We start from the raw sequence: 15,947 nt of genomic DNA on the forward strand, positions 1-15,947 counted from the left end.
AACCACTTAAAAACAGAAAATGAATATTTTTAATAGAACAAAAAAAGCTTCATTTTATTGATAATGAAGCTTTTAATTTGAAAATTAAATTCGTATTACTCAATAACTATCTTTTTATCAATAGCTTTATTTTCTTTTGTTTTAATACTTACTATATATATTCCGGTTGCTAATTTGTTTATTGACATTCCGTTTTCTAAGCTTTGGTTAGATACGTTTGTTTTTCTATAAACGTTTTGTCCTAACATATTTGTTAAACTAACATTGCTTGCTGTATTTTGTAATCCTTTTGCATATAATAATCCATTTGTATTGTTATAATAGATCACTGTATTATTTAGTGCTGTTACTTCTTCTATACTTAATCTTTCTTCTTGTTGAAATACAATCTCAAATCTTTCATTAAACACACCTGCTTCTGATGTAAATGTATATGCTAATTCTTGACGTAAATCAAAATAGGTTCCTGTAAGATTATCTTTTAAGTACACCTCTTGATCTTCGTCTAGGTTTTCTATTTGTGTTAATTGTATGGTATAACTATTATTTCCTGTTGTTTTTAATGCTAGTGGCACTACTTTTTCATTGGTAATTGCTGCATAAGATTGAATCGTCATATACTCTCCATCTAACATTAGGTTTAAATCATCATGATTATCATCTGTATTGATGGCTTCGTATCCATAATCATAGCCATCTGTTGTGAATGTACTAAATCCTAATAACAATTCTCTTCTTGTTGCTTGTCCATCTAATGCTTGAAATTCTAATCGTAATTTTTGAAGCAAATGTTCTTCTCTCTCGTTATTGGAAGCTGATGTTCTAAAAAATACAGAACCATTAGTTTCTGATCCATCTGCATCTGCTTCTTTTACAAAAACACGTTGGCTATTTTTAAATACTACAGAACCTGTGTTTTTTATTTCTGCTATAAAACTTTGTCCTACTGGTAGGTATTGTGTTGGCATTTTTGTTCCATCTTGTGAACCATTATTTGCGCCTAAGCCTCCCACAAACTGGTAAGCGCGTACACTTCCTGTTTTGTTTACTTGTGCATAACCACCTTCATACTCGGTTGTGGTATGTGAGGTACCTGACCATTGTTGCCACAGTTGAATACTTCCTCCTAATACGGATGCATTATCGTCTAAGAATTTATGAATATCTAATGCGGATGCATATGGATTTCCTAATAGGTATTCTGTTTTTGAAACCCCTGGTACAGACCCAGATCCTCCTGCGTCGGAAACACTATGCGTTATGGTTCCATTATTTGGCTTCCCTTCAAAAATATATTGTTGCGCTGCTCCTGTTCCTTTATGAATATAACCAATTCCTGGATTTATTTCTGTGCTTGGCGTTACTGTACCCCAATCATAATAGGTTACGCCATTCTCATAAGTGTACATCCACCGAGTACTCAACCTATTCATTTGATGGTTGGCACTAGTAAACCTTACTAAATCTCCGTTTCCTTCTTTTAGCATGTTTAATTGAAACGATGTATTATTGGTGTTGTTTGATGTTGTATTGTTATTTGTAAATACTGTGGAATTAGTACTTCCTACTGGAGAACTCCAGTAATTATACCAATAAAAACTAGATGCTCCTTCTTGACGTCTTAATATTTTTCCATTTGCTGAGGTTACCAAATCGCTATACATCCCTTGAACTAATTGTGAATCGGCTTGTAAATCTAGTGTACCATTTAATTCTAAATACCAACTATTAGAAACTAAGTTGTCACCATTCATTGTTAACGTTTTATTTGCATCAATAAATAAACCTAAACTTTTTGCTTCATGTGCTGCGGTAATGTTGTGTTTTACTTCAACAACACTCCAATCTTTATTCTTGTCTGTGTCTGTAATATCCCAAACGTCACCATGCAACCAAGTGTTTTCATCTCCCCATGCACCATTGCTTGAAGAAACATAAGGCATTGGTGCTGTTTGCTCTTGAATAGTATTAATATTATGAAGTTTTAAATCATTAGAATTTGAAGAAAAATCTGAAGTAGTACTATTTACAATATTTGTCATTGGGTAGTACCCTTTTAAATTACTCCAAGAAACTTTTTGAGACGTATTTAAATCTTCAATGTCTTTAGGAATAATAGTACCTCTTAAAACACCTCCGTTATTTTCAATTTCTTGATAAACCATTTGTTGAATTTGTTCATCCGTTAAAGCGGCATCAAAAACTCTTACTTCATCAATATCTCCATGAAAGTGACCAAAACCAGCTGTACTTGTGTTTGTTGGATATCTTCCAATAGTAAATTCTCTTTGGGAGTAAATATGAGCTGTGCCGTTATAGTTTTGGGTTAATAATTCAGAATTTAAATTTGGGTCAGAGGTTTCTCCAACTAATTTTCCGTTTAAGTATAATTTTACCGTTTGATCTGATGAGTTAAAAACACCTGCTAAATGATACCATAAGTGATTTTCTAATTTAATATTTAGTAATGGATCTGGTTGTACTTGAATGTTGTTAGAAGGATAATTACTAGATGCCGTTACTTGATTTTGAGTGATTACATAAAATGAAGGTGTTCTACCATTAGTAATATATAACCTCATGTTCTCTTGACCAGCAATACTGTATAAGTTTGGAAGGTTTCCATCGGATGTATGTTCAATTTTTACCCAACTCATAATAGTACCACTGGTCCAATTTGTAATGTATGGATTGGTATCTAAATAATCATCTACACCATCAAAATCTAATGTCGCTTTAGGGATACGAACATCTATTAAGTCTCTATAATCTAAATCACCACCATCACTTAAATCTCCATCGGTATCTGGCAAAACAGATAAATCTGTTGGGTCTTCAATTGCTTCATTTACATCCCAAATTAAATCAAGTATTGTTGTTGTTTCAAAAGCATTATCTAAACCATCATTATCTGCATCCATATTAAGAACAACATCAGCCATACCATTTTCTTCAACATCCGGTATTTCATCATTATCTGAATCGGTATCTATATAATCTGGAACACCATCTAGATCTGTATCTTCTGGTATGATACCATTTGGATAAGCCGAGTTGACTCCATTAAAAGAATCTATAGTACCACTAGGGCTAACATAACCTACAGTAGGTTGCGCTTCTATATTATCTGGAATACCATCATTATCTGCATCAATATCTAAAAAATCAAAACCATTAGAATACTCTGTGTTTATCGGTGTATTCCCTGAACCAGCAGAACTAGGAACACCTATAGTATTTGGCGCTAATCCAACAGATCCATCTGCTTTCCCATCATAATTAGTATCTAGACCTTCAGACTCAACAACATCAAAAATCCCATCATTATCACTATCCGCATCAAAATGATTAGGAACACCATCGGTATCAAAATCTAGATTTTCACAAATTCCAAAACTATTTAAAGTACAAAAATCTGGATCTTGATAATTTGGAATTCCGTCGGTATCATGATCTGCTGAAGGGTCAATACCGTTAGATTCTGTAGAATCTAAAATCCCATCGTTTTCATCATCCAAATCATCAACATCACTAAGTCCATCTTTATCGTGATCTGGAAGCGTTAAAATAAACAACTTTCCATCTCCATGATCTGAAGATGCTGCTGTTAAAACAGCTTTAGTAATTGTAGAACCTGTTGGAGCAATATCATTAAGATAAAACAAAGCAATACCAATTGTACCGCCAGTTTCAACAACACGATCACTTAACCAATAATCTGAAGATGCACTAGGCGCATTTATAGTACCTATAGTACCAAAGTTATTAACACCTCCTGTTCCACCATGCCCGTAACTTGTCACGCCATCTGTATTAACAAATGTTTCCCCTAGGCTTTGTTCTGTCCCGCCATTAACTGGAATTCCAAAAAACTCAATATGATAGCAATTATTTGCGTTACGTTCTGTAATTGCAATTACACCACTTGAACTTGCTGCTATACCAGATCCGTAAGATAAAGTTTGTCTTTGTGCAACAGTTGTTTGTTCTGCAGTATAATCATCACAAATATTTTGTCCATTACCATTATTTTCAAAATAATGGTTCAAGTTTAAAGATTGATACGCAGCTAAAGCGGAAGAATTCCAAGTAGCACTAGCACTTGTATTTTCTATTTTTGGTCCATTTAATCGAATCCCATTACTAGCATGACCATTTGGTCCAACTTGTGTTAACTCATAAGCATTAGGAACTCCAAATTGAAAATACACATTACCATTTACGGCAATTGCCTGAATTGTAGCAGGATCTGTTTTTGTCGTTTGAGAATCATTCCATTGAAAAGTTACTCCAGATGTTATGCTTGTTGCATTCGTTTGAGAGAACACATATATATGCGTAAAAAATAATACGCAAAAGAATAAGCCTTTAGAATAAACTTTAGATAAACTGTTTAAAGTGCACAAGTGTGCCTTTAAGTAGGTGATTATTTTCATGATGTCTATAGATTTGGGATCTAACAGTCCAAAAATAAATAGACACGAAGTAAAAGCTTCATTTTTCAATCAAATATTCGTTGAAAAAACCTACTTTATCGGTCATCTGTTTTTTTTTCAAAAAAAACAGATGAAATACAAAGAGCTATTAATCAACACAATACCAAAATGCTTTTTTTATAAAATAAAGTCTACCAAATCTTCAATTTTAGAGATACATTGAATTTTTATAGATGTATTTTTAAGTGTTATAGTGTTATACTTAGAAACAAATATTGTAGAAAACCCTAATTTTTCTGCTTCTAAAATTCGCTGTTCTACCCGTTGCACAGGCCTAATTTCGCCAGACAAACCAACTTCTGCGGCAAAGCAATAATCTTTTGGTAGTGCTTCGTCTTCATTTGAAGATAAAATTGCAGCAACAACAGCTAAATCTATTGCTGGATCATCTACAGATATACCTCCTGTTATGTTTAAGAATACATCTTTTGCGCCAAGACGAAAACCTGCTCTTTTTTCTAAAACTGCCAAAAGCATATTTAATCTTTTTGCATTAAACCCTGTAGCGCTTCGTTGTGGCGTACCGTAAACAGCTGTACTTACTAATGCTTGAACTTCAATCATTAGCGGTCTTAAACCTTCAATAGTAGAAGCTACCGCATTACCCGATAATTCTTCGTCTTTTTTAGAGATTAAAATAGCACTTGGGTTAGACACTTCTTTTAAGCCAGAACCTTGCATTTCATAAATACCTATCTCATTGGTAGATCCAAAACGATTTTTATTAGCTCGTAAAATTCTAAAGATATGATTTCTGTCACCTTCAAATTGCAAAACAGTATCTACCATGTGTTCTAAAATTTTTGGCCCTGCTATATTTCCATCTTTTGTAATATGACCAATTAAGATAACTGGTGTTGCTGTTTCTTTAGCAAATTTAATAAGCTCTGTAGTACACTCTTTAATTTGTGAAATACTACCAGAGGAAGATTCTATATAATCACTATGCAGTGTTTGAATAGAGTCTACAACCACAATATCGGGCTCTAGTGCTTCTATTTGCTTAAAGATGTTTTGCGTTTTTGTTTCGGTAAGAATAAAACAAGTATCGTTGTTTGCATGAATACGTTCTGCTCGCATTTTTATTTGTTTCTGACTTTCTTCACCAGAAACATACAAAGTTTTAAATGGTAGTTTTAATGCTATTTGAAGTAATAACGTACTCTTACCAATTCCTGGTTCTCCTCCTAATAAAATTAATGAACCTGGAACAATACCACCACCAAGCACGCGATTAAACTCATTATCAAAAGTATTTAATCGTGCATCTTCGGAGGCATCAATTGCATTGATGGTTAAAGGTTTTGAAATACGATTTTTAGTAGATGTAGGTGTTTTCCAATCGTTTTTTTCTGGTTTTTGAATTACTTCTTCTACAATAGTATTCCATTCTTTACAAGAAGTACATTGTCCTTGCCATTTAGCGTATTGTGATCCGCAATTTTGACAAAAAAAAGTTGTTTTTACTTTAGCCATGTTTACTTTCCTAGAAAACGGAAACTTTATTAATTACTTATAAATTATTATTACTAAAAACGCTCCCTATTTTTAATACCCAAAATCTGCTTTTATCTCGTCGGATTTCTCAAGCATAAAATCTTTTGTAAGACCCGCTATTTCTTCTAACATAAATGCAGACTGATACGTTTTCATAGCTTTTTTAGGCTCATTTGTTTCTTCGTAAAAACGTGCTAAATAATAATTCCCTAGCATAGTTTCAGGGTACTGCTTACGTGCAATTTTTCCTAATTCTTCGTAGTATTCATACTTTTCGTTTTTATTAATTGCTGCAGATATTGCTTTAAAGTCATTCACTAATATTTGTTTTTTTATTCCGAATAAATCTTCAATAGTTTGATATTTATCTAACAAATATCCTACTGGTGAGCTCTCTAACTTCAGTATGGTTTCTTTATATTCTTTTTTACTTATTGGCTGAAACACTAAGAAAATACTTTCTAATGCTTTTGGTATTGCATGCGCTGGTAATGCGTAATGAGAAGGTCCTTCAAAAGTATTAAAATTGTAAAGCACATTTTTATTATCTACTGCTGCTATGCTTGTGTTTAATGTTTCGGTTTTAGCTTTAATAGATTTGACATCATTGGTAGATGTCGCTAAATAGTAAAACAATTTAGTTTCAAAACTTTTTAATCTTTCTGGGATGTAGGTAGACATGTCTGGTGCTAAATCTGGACTTATACTAATATAAGCTTGAAATAACGGCAGTGGCTTTAGCATAAAATAATTAATAAAGTTAGCTGTTTCTCCATGACCTATTGCTACTTTAAAGTTTTCTGTTCTATAGTTTTTTTCTATATGAGGAACAAGTTCCATACCTACAAATTCAAAAAAATCTGCACCAGAATCTAATGGTAATGAACTTTGCTCCGAATAATTGGAGTCGTCTCTACGGGTATCTATTTGATTAACACCAACTACTATTGCTTCTGGCATATCTTCCCAATAGGAATAATAATCAACGTTTCCTGCAACTATTTCAAACATATAATCGCCATCAAAAACAACAATTAATGGATAATTTTTGCTTGTATTATCATCATAACCTCTTGGTAGTTGAATTTTTATTTCGCGAGTATCGTTCAATTTTTGCGAATCGAAAGTTTCATATTGCACTTGAGCGCTAGCAAATTGAAATGTAAAAAAGAAAACTATGACGTAGGTTAATACCTTCATTTTTTTATGTGTTTGAGAATTGAAAATGCAAGTTACAAATTATTTTCTTCAGTTTAATAGATCGAAAAACAATAAAAAAGCCCCCTATATATAGAGAGCTTACTTTTAATATTATGGTTAGTTTCCTTTATTTTAAAAGGTTCGTTGCTTCATCTGGAAATACTAAGGACGGTTTAAATGTTTTTGCTTTTTTTAACTTCATAAAAGCATAAGTAATTAGTATGAGTACATCTCCAGGAGACACTAATCTAGCGGCAGCACCATTTAATGTGATTTCGCCAGAATTTCTTGGTCCAGGAATAGCATAAGTTTCTAAACGAGCTCCATTATTATTATTTACAATTTGAACTTTTTCGCCTTGAACAATGTTTGCTGCATCCATTAAATCTTCATCAATAGTAATACTACCAATATAATTTAGGTCTGCTCCTGTAACTTTTACTCTGTGAATTTTAGATTTTACTACTTGTATTTGCATGTGGCAAAGATAATTAATTTAGTGCGATATTGTCTATTAATCTTATATCGTCTGCATAGACTGCAATAAACGCTCTATAGTTTTTTTTGTTTGATTTTCTTTTTACTGTTTTCAGGGTTTTCACATCTGCTATTATAAAATACTCTAACTCTAATAACTGCTGTTTAGCAAACTCTTTAGAAACCCATTCTGTAACTTTATTAGCACTTTTTGTGCCAAACTTTATTTTGGCAGATTGTAATGTTTTATAAATAAAAGGTGCCACTTTTTTATATTCTGGCTTTAGTCTTGTGTTTCTAGAACTCATGGCTAAACCACTTGCTTCTCGATGTATCTTACATCCCGTAATTTTAACAGGAATAGAATACTTTTCTACAAGCTTTTTTATAATTGCTAGTTGCTGAAAATCTTTTTCACCAAAATAAGCATTATTTGGAGTTACTATTTCAAAAAATCGCTTTACAATGGTACCAACACCATCGAAATGCCCATCTCTAAACTTACCTTCCATTTCGTGCTCTAAACCATCAAAACTAAAATGTTGTGCTACCACTTTATTTTGATAAATAGCATCTACAGAAGGTGCATAAACGATAATATCTTTAGACAAGGTTTGTAATAATTCTGCATCTGCCTCTAAAGTTCTTGGGTATTTTTTTAAATCTTCTGCATTATCAAACTGCGTAGGATTAACAAAAATACTAACTACCGCTACATTATTTTCACTTAATGCTTGAGCCACTAAAGATAAATGTCCTTGGTGTAATGCTCCCATAGTTGGCACAAAACCAATAGTTTGATTTTTAAGCTTTATTTGGGTAATAAAATTTTGAATTTGTTTTATTTCTGAAAAAATCTTCACTTTTAATAAAAAATTAACGTGTGCAAACTTAATATTTTTACTGGCAAAGTGCATAAAATTTTGTACTTTTGCGTGTTTTTTATTTTGAAATTTTTCAAAAAAACAAGTATATATTACAGCATAAGACTATTTATATAACTATAAAAAGTCTGTTACTAATCACATATTATACAAAAAACATTAAAAATAGCTATATGAAAGATAAGAGGATATTGTATGTATCATCTGAGGTAGTACCTTATTTACCAGAAACCGAAATTTCTTCAATGTCGTTTGAAACACCTCGAATGGTAAACCAACAAGGTGGTCAGATTAGAATATTCATGCCCAGATATGGAAACATTAATGAAAGAAGACATCAGTTACACGAAGTAATTAGACTTTCGGGAATCAACTTAGTTATTAATGATTTAGATATGCCACTAATTATTAAAGTTGCCTCTATACCTAAAGAGCGTATTCAGGTTTACTTTATAGATAATGACGAATATTTTAAACGTAAAGCGACATTAACAGACGAAGATGGAAAATTGTTTCCAGACAATGATGAACGAGCAATTTTCTTTGCAAAAGGGGTAATAGAAACAGTAAAAAAATTAAACTGGTCGCCAGACATTATTCATGTACATGGTTGGCTAGCCTCTTTACTGCCTTTGTATCTTAAAGAATACTATAAAGACGAACCTTTATTTAACGAAAGTAAAATAGTTACATCGATATACAATCAAAGCTTTGAAGGAACGTTAAACAAAGACATGTCTAACAAAGTGAAATTTGATAACGTAGAAGGTAATGCAATTGAAACACTTAAAAAACCAAGTTTTGTAAACTTAATGAAAGTAGCTATTGATTATTCGGATGCATTAATCGTTGGATCTGAAGAACTACCTAAAGATATTGAAACCCATTTAGAAGCATCTAAAAAACCAGTATTAGCATATAAAAACAAAGATGAGTTTAGCGAAGCTTACACCAATTTTTACAACACAGAAGTTTTAAGCTAACAGCATCCATTACTATGAAAAATAAAATTAAAGCCCTTAAATTAATAGGTCTATTCGCACTAATCGCATTGGCTTTTGTAGCTTGTGATAAAGATTTTACATCCTTAGAAAGTGATATTGAAGGATCCCAAAACTTTAATACGGACTCCGCTTATCAATTTGTTCTAACCTATAATAAAAAGATAAACCCTGTACAAACTAACGGTTTATCCGCTAATTTACTAGGTGTTTATAAAGATGACATATATGGTAAAACAACAGCAAGTGTGGTCTCTCAAGTTACATTAAATTCGTATGACCCAGATTTTGGAACCTCACCAGAACTTGTTTCTGTTATTTTATCCATACCTTATTTTTCTACCCTAGAAGAAACCGTTGATGGTGTTTCTACGTATTCTATGACTGAAAAAGATTCTTTATACGGCAGTGAAGATGCTCCAATAAAACTTACAATTAATAGAAACGGATATTTTTTAAGGGATTTTGACCCAGATAATATAGAGGAGTTTCAAAAATATTATTCTAATGCGAATAGTACTATAAACTTTGACAATTATATTGTAGAAACTTTGTATGAAACAGACGGGTCGTTAGAAAAACCTCACTTCTATCCAAGTATCGAAGAAATAATAATAAATGAAGACACAGATGATGAAGAAACATTAACTCCTAGATTTAGACAAGAGCTAGACATGCCAGAAGGTTATTGGGAAAACTTGTTTTTCGAAAAACAAGACATGGCTGAGTTAAGTAATGAAAACAACTTCCAAAACTATTTTAGAGGACTATACATTAAAGCAGAAGCTGTTAATGATAAAGGTAGCTTACTATTACTTGATTTTAGTAACGCGATGATAGAACTTAATTATACAAAACACCAAGTAGTAAATAGTGTCGTTGTTACAGACGATGATGGTAACATTGTTAAAGAAGAGGAAACACTTCAAATAAACTTATCAGGAAATATATTGAATATTTTAGAAAGTGATGATCCAGATAACACAATTACTACAGCTGCCGAAGGAGCAAATCTAGTAGATGGTGACGAGAGTTTATATCTAAAAGGAGGAGAAGGAGCAATGGCTGTTATCGACTTGTTTGGCGGACCAGACTCTGACAATGATGGTTTTTCAGATGCATATGATGATTTTATAGATACCTATAAAGACCAAAGACTTATTAATGAAGCTAATTTAGTATTTTACGTAGACGAAACTGCTACAGCTAGCCTAAGTGACATGCAAAAACCTAGTAGAGTTATTATATACGACTTAAAAAATAATGTTCCTATTGTGGATTATTTTTTAGACATTACAAATACAACTACCCCTGAAGAATCTAAAACATTCCATTCTACTCCTTTAGATAAAGAAAGTGAAGATAATGGAAAATATAAGATCCGTTTAACAGAACACTTAAATAATATCCTTTTAAGAGACTCCACGAATCTACAATTAGGATTAATGGTAACTACAAATATAAATGAGGTTTTTCAATTCACTACTTCCGATAGTGAAGACATTATAACATCTGGAACAGTAATGTCTCCAAAAGGAACAGTTTTACATGGTGGTAATGAAAATGTACCATTAGAAAAAAGAGTACAATTAGAAATATTTTATACAGAACCAAAAAACTAAATATTTATGTGTGGTATCGTAGGTTACATAGGTCATAGAGAAGCATATCCAATCATATTAGAAGGGCTTAAGCGTCTAGAGTATAGAGGATATGATAGTGCTGGAATAGCACTTTTTGATGGCGAAAATCTTAAATCATCTAAAACGAAAGGCAAAGTAGCCGATTTACAAAAAAGGTTAGAAAAAGAAATTTCTACTAATGGTAAAGTAGGTATTGGCCACACTCGTTGGGCTACTCATGGAGTGCCAAACGATGTTAACTCTCACCCGCACTACTCCAACTCTGGAGACTTAGTAATTATACATAATGGTATTATTGAAAACTATGCTGCCCTTAAAACAGAACTTACTAAAAGAGGCTATACCTTCAAATCAGATACAGATACAGAAGTTTTAATAAATCTAATAGAAGACGTAAAACTAAAACAAAAAGTAAAACTAGGTAAAGCAGTACAAATAGCATTAAACCAAGTAGTAGGAGCTTATGCAATTGCTGTTTTTGATAGAAATAAACCCGATGAAATAGTTATAGCTCGTTTAGGAAGTCCCTTAGCTATTGGAGTTGGTGAAGGTGAATTTTTTATAGCTAGTGATGCATCTCCTTTTTTAGAATACACTAAAAATGCCATTTATTTAGAAGATGAAGAAATGGCTATTATTAGAATAAAAAAAGATGTTAAAATTAGAAAAATTAAAGACGATTCTATAGTAGCACCTTACGTTCAAGAGCTTCAAATGAATTTAGAACAAATTGAAAAAGGAGGCTATGAACACTTTATGCTTAAAGAAATTCATGAACAACCAGATGCGATAAGAGATACATACAGAGGTCGTCTTCTAGCTAATGAAGGCATAATCAAAATGGCTGGTATTGATGACAATATTGAAAAATTTATTAATGCCGATAAAATAACTATTGTAGCTTGTGGTACCTCTTGGCATGCAGGATTAGTAGCAGAATACATTTTTGAAGACCTAGCTAGAATTCCAGTAGAAGTAGAATATGCTTCCGAATTTAGATATAGAAATCCTGTAATTACAGACAAAGATATAGTGATTGCTATTTCTCAATCTGGAGAAACAGCAGATACTTTAGCTGCAATTAAACTTGCAAAACAAAACGGGGCTTTTGTTTTTGGTGTTTGTAATGTTGTTGGATCTTCTATAGCTAGAGAAACACATGCAGGAGCTTACACACACGCAGGACCAGAAATAGGTGTAGCATCTACAAAAGCTTTTACTACTCAAATTACAGTATTAACTTTAATCGCTTTAAAATTAGCTAAAGCGAAAGGAAAAATATCTAACTCGAATTACCATTATCATTTACAAGAATTAGAGCTTATTCCAGAAAAAGTTGCTAAAGCCTTAGAATCAGACTTACATATTCAAACAGTAGCAAACACATATAAAGACGCAAAAAACTGTTTATATTTAGGAAGAGGATATAACTTTCCAGTAGCACTTGAAGGCGCCTTAAAATTAAAAGAAATTTCTTACATACATGCCGAAGGATATCCTGCAGCAGAAATGAAACATGGCCCAATTGCACTAATTGATGAACAAATGCCTGTTTTTGTTATAGCAACAAAAAAAGGACATTATGAAAAAGTGGTAAGTAACATTGAAGAAATTAAATCTAGAGCAGGAAAAATAATAGGTATAGTAACTGAAGGAGATACCAATGTAAAAAACATAGCAGATCATATTATTGAAGTGCCTGAAACTTTAGAGTCATTAACTCCTTTGCTTACAACTATTCCACTTCAATTACTTTCTTATCATATTGCTGTAATGTTAGATAAAAACGTAGATCAACCAAGAAATCTAGCCAAATCTGTTACTGTAGAATAACCAACACACATTTTACACATACCATATTTTGACCCCTTATTTTTGTGAATTTATTAAAATTTAGTCACAAGAATTGAGAAAATAATATTATGCGCGCATAATTTTCAAAAAACTTCTTAAAGTTTTCATAATATTTAATTATATTGGCTCAAATAATTTAACTAAAACTAAAAAATGAGAACAATTCTTTCAACTTTATTGTTGTTTTTTTGTGCATCAACATTTGCACAAACAACAATAACAGGTACAGTAGTTGATGACAATAACCTACCTGTCCCAAGTGCAAACATTATTGTTGTAGGTGCCTCTGTTGGTACTGTTACCGATTTTGATGGTAATTTCACATTAACAGTAAATCAAAACCCTCCTTTTACACTACAAGCTAGTAGTATTGGTTTTGAGCCTCAATCGCAAGAAGTAACTGCAAACAACCAAACACTTAATTTTATTTTAGCTGAAGGTACTTCCTTAGACGAAGTAGTAATCTCAGCTTCTAGAACTCCAGAACGTATTTTCGAGTCTCCTGTAACAGTAGAACGTTTCGGTTTAAAAGAAATTAAAAATACAGCTTCGGCAGATTTTTATGGTGGTCTAGAAAACTTAAAAGGTGTCGATGTGAATACTAACAGTTTAACATTTAAATCAGTAAACACAAGAGGGTTTGCCACATTTGCTAACACAAGATTTATGCAATTGGTAGATGGAATGGATAATTCTACTCCTGCGTTAAACTTCCCTATTGGTAACCTTGTAGGTATGATTGAAACAGATGTTCAAAGTGTAGAATTGCTACCAGGAGCTTCTTCTGCTTTATATGGTGCAAATGCATTTAATGGTATTCTTTTTATGCGTAGTAAAAGCCCTTTTGACCACCAAGGTATTAGTGCTTTTGTTAAACAAGGTATCACTTCTCAAGAAGCTTCAGGAGACAACCCTTACACAGATTTAGGTGTTAGAATGGCTTATAAATTCAGTGATAAATTTGCTGCAAAAGTAAACTTTGGTTACCTACATGGTACAGACTGGGCTGCTACTAGTGAAGTAGATAGTGATGTATTTGGTGGGACTAGAACAACCAACAAAAACTATAATGGTATTAATGTTTATGGAGATGAAGTATCTGCAAACATTAATGACTTATCGGGAGGTACAGGTCTGGTGCCAGATGTATTTGTAAGTAGAACTGGATATAATGAGCGTGATTTAACAGAACATAAAGCAGAAAGTATTAAAGCAGATTGGGGTTTATATTATAGACCTATTACAGATAGTAATTTCGAAGTATCTTATGTAGGTAAAGTTGGTACTGGAACTACAATCTATCAAGGTACAAACAGATACAACATCGATAACTTTTTCCAACAACAACATAAATTAGAATTAAAAAACGATAATTACTTTGTAAGAGGTTATGTCGTTGCTGATAAAGCTGGTGATTCTTATGATATGGTGTTTACAGGAATTAACATTAACAGAGCTTGGAAAAGTGATGCTGAGTGGTTTGGTGACTACATCAACACCTATGTAGCTGCAACACTAGGTTCTGGTGCTGATGACGAAACTGCGCATGCTGCCGCAAGAGCTGCTGCTGAAAACGGTAGATACGAACCAGGTTCTACAGAATTTAAAAATGCTTTTAATAGAGTTATAAATGATCCTGATTTAGCTTCTGGATCTAAATTTCAAGATGCATCTAAATATTATCATGCAGATGGTAACTATAACTTTAGCCACTTAATAGATTTCGCAGATATACAAGTTGGTGGTTCTTTTAGACAATATGCCTTAAACTCTTTTGGCTCTATCTATACCGATTATGATGGACAAATAGATTACAGCGAATTTGGTGTTTATACACAAATTCAAAAAGATGTAGAATTAAATGAGGATATGGAATTGAAAATAACTGCATCTGCTCGTTATGATAAATCTGAATTTTTTGACGGGTTTATTTCTCCTAGATTATCTTTAGGTTTAACCTTAAACCAAAATCATAATATTAGAGGTTCTATTCAAACTGGTTTTAGAAACCCTACAACACAAGATTTATTTATTGGTTTAGATGCAGGTCGTGCTATTTTAGTTGGTTCTGCTCCAGACAATTTAGAAAGATACTCAAGAGATTTTACAGCAAGTGACGGAACAGTATATACACAAACCGGAGCTGCTGCTTATAACAATTCTTACTCTTCTTCTTCTGTTACTGCATTTGCTGCAACTGGAGATCCTACAGCTTTAAGAACTGCTAACCCTAACCTTGTAAAACCAGAAAAAGTAACTTCTGCTGAAATAGGATATAGAGGTAAATTCAATAAACTTATTGTAGATTTTAGTACGTATTATAACAGATACAAAGATTTTATTTCTCAAGAAGTTGTTATCGCTCCATATTATGGCTCTGTTGCTGATGGTTCTGCAGCTGCTGCAATTGCTAATAGTGATTTTCAAGCCTATAGCGCATATACAAACTCGGATGTAGATGTAAACTCTTATGGTGCATCTATTGGACTTTCAACTAAAGTATTTGGAAATTATGATTTAAGCGGAAGTTATACCTTTACAAAACAAGACTTTGATAGAGATGCAAACCCAGATTTCGAAACAAATTTCAATACGCCAGAACATAAATTCAAAGCCGCTTTTGGAAACACCGAGTTATTTAAAAACTTTGGATTCAATATAGCATATAGATTTAGTGATGATTATTTTTGGGAAGCAACTTTTGGAGATGGTGTAGTACCTGAATTTCATACTGTCGATGCGCAAATAAACTATAAAATTCCTTACTTAAAATCTTTAATTAAACTTGGAGGAACAAACATTGGTGGTAACGAATACTTTACAGCCTTTGGATCTGGATTTATTGGTTCTATGTACTATGTTTCATGGACTATTAATAACTTATAAAAATTAGCA

9 protein-coding genes are annotated in these 15,947 nt (G+C 32.5%); 4 read left to right on the forward strand and 5 right to left on the reverse strand.

What is annotated here, in order from left to right; genetic code table 11:
* Nucleotides 1–95: 95 nt before the first annotated feature.
* The 5 genes from Q4512_RS01950 to panC all read right to left on the reverse strand — a co-directional run bounded on the left by Q4512_RS01950 (nucleotide 96) and on the right by panC (nucleotide 8,533).
* Nucleotides 96–4,436 carry a LamG-like jellyroll fold domain-containing protein gene (locus Q4512_RS01950; protein WP_303421056.1) on the reverse strand — a complete coding sequence of 1,447 codons (4,341 nt, stop codon included), beginning with the start codon at nucleotides 4,434–4,436 and terminating at the stop codon, nucleotides 96–98.
* A gap of 177 nt (nucleotides 4,437–4,613) precedes the next feature.
* Nucleotides 4,614–5,972, reverse strand: coding sequence for a DNA repair protein RadA (gene radA / locus Q4512_RS01955; protein ID WP_303421058.1), 1,359 nt, complete (start codon nucleotides 5,970–5,972; stop codon nucleotides 4,614–4,616).
* A 72-nt stretch (nucleotides 5,973–6,044) separates the two neighbouring features.
* Nucleotides 6,045–7,193 (reverse strand): alpha/beta hydrolase, encoded by a 1,149-nt coding sequence (locus Q4512_RS01960; RefSeq protein WP_303421060.1) that lies wholly within the window; start codon nucleotides 7,191–7,193, stop codon nucleotides 6,045–6,047.
* A 127-nt stretch (nucleotides 7,194–7,320) separates the two neighbouring features.
* Entirely contained in the window at nucleotides 7,321–7,671 is a 351-nt protein-coding gene (gene panD / locus Q4512_RS01965; RefSeq protein ID WP_303421062.1) for an aspartate 1-decarboxylase, read from the reverse strand.
* 13 nt (nucleotides 7,672–7,684) lie between these two features.
* Nucleotides 7,685–8,533, reverse strand: a complete 849-nt coding sequence (gene panC / locus Q4512_RS01970; RefSeq protein WP_303421064.1) for a pantoate--beta-alanine ligase — start codon at nucleotides 8,531–8,533, stop codon at nucleotides 7,685–7,687.
* Between the two features lie 194 nt (nucleotides 8,534–8,727).
* On the opposite strand from panC, the gene Q4512_RS01975 reads away from it, so the two are divergent.
* The 4 genes from Q4512_RS01975 to Q4512_RS01990 all read left to right on the forward strand — a co-directional run bounded on the left by Q4512_RS01975 (nucleotide 8,728) and on the right by Q4512_RS01990 (nucleotide 15,938).
* Nucleotides 8,728–9,537, forward strand: coding sequence for a glycogen/starch synthase (locus tag Q4512_RS01975; protein ID WP_303421066.1), 810 nt, complete (start codon nucleotides 8,728–8,730; stop codon nucleotides 9,535–9,537).
* A 14-nt stretch (nucleotides 9,538–9,551) separates the two neighbouring features.
* A complete protein-coding gene (locus Q4512_RS01980) occupies nucleotides 9,552–11,177 on the forward strand; it encodes a DUF4270 domain-containing protein (protein ID WP_303421068.1) in 1,626 nt (541 codons plus the stop codon).
* 6 nt (nucleotides 11,178–11,183) lie between these two features.
* Nucleotides 11,184–13,031 carry a glutamine--fructose-6-phosphate transaminase (isomerizing) gene (glmS, locus tag Q4512_RS01985; protein WP_303421070.1) on the forward strand — a complete coding sequence of 616 codons (1,848 nt, stop codon included), beginning with the start codon at nucleotides 11,184–11,186 and terminating at the stop codon, nucleotides 13,029–13,031.
* A 174-nt stretch (nucleotides 13,032–13,205) separates the two neighbouring features.
* Nucleotides 13,206–15,938, forward strand: a complete 2,733-nt coding sequence (locus Q4512_RS01990) for a TonB-dependent receptor domain-containing protein (protein WP_303421072.1) — start codon at nucleotides 13,206–13,208, stop codon at nucleotides 15,936–15,938.
* Nucleotides 15,939–15,947 lie beyond the last annotated feature (9 nt).

Origin of the sequence: Oceanihabitans sp. 2_MG-2023 (genome assembly GCF_030547245.1) — a bacterium.
Taxonomy (GTDB): Bacteria; Bacteroidota; Bacteroidia; order Flavobacteriales; family Flavobacteriaceae; genus Oceanihabitans.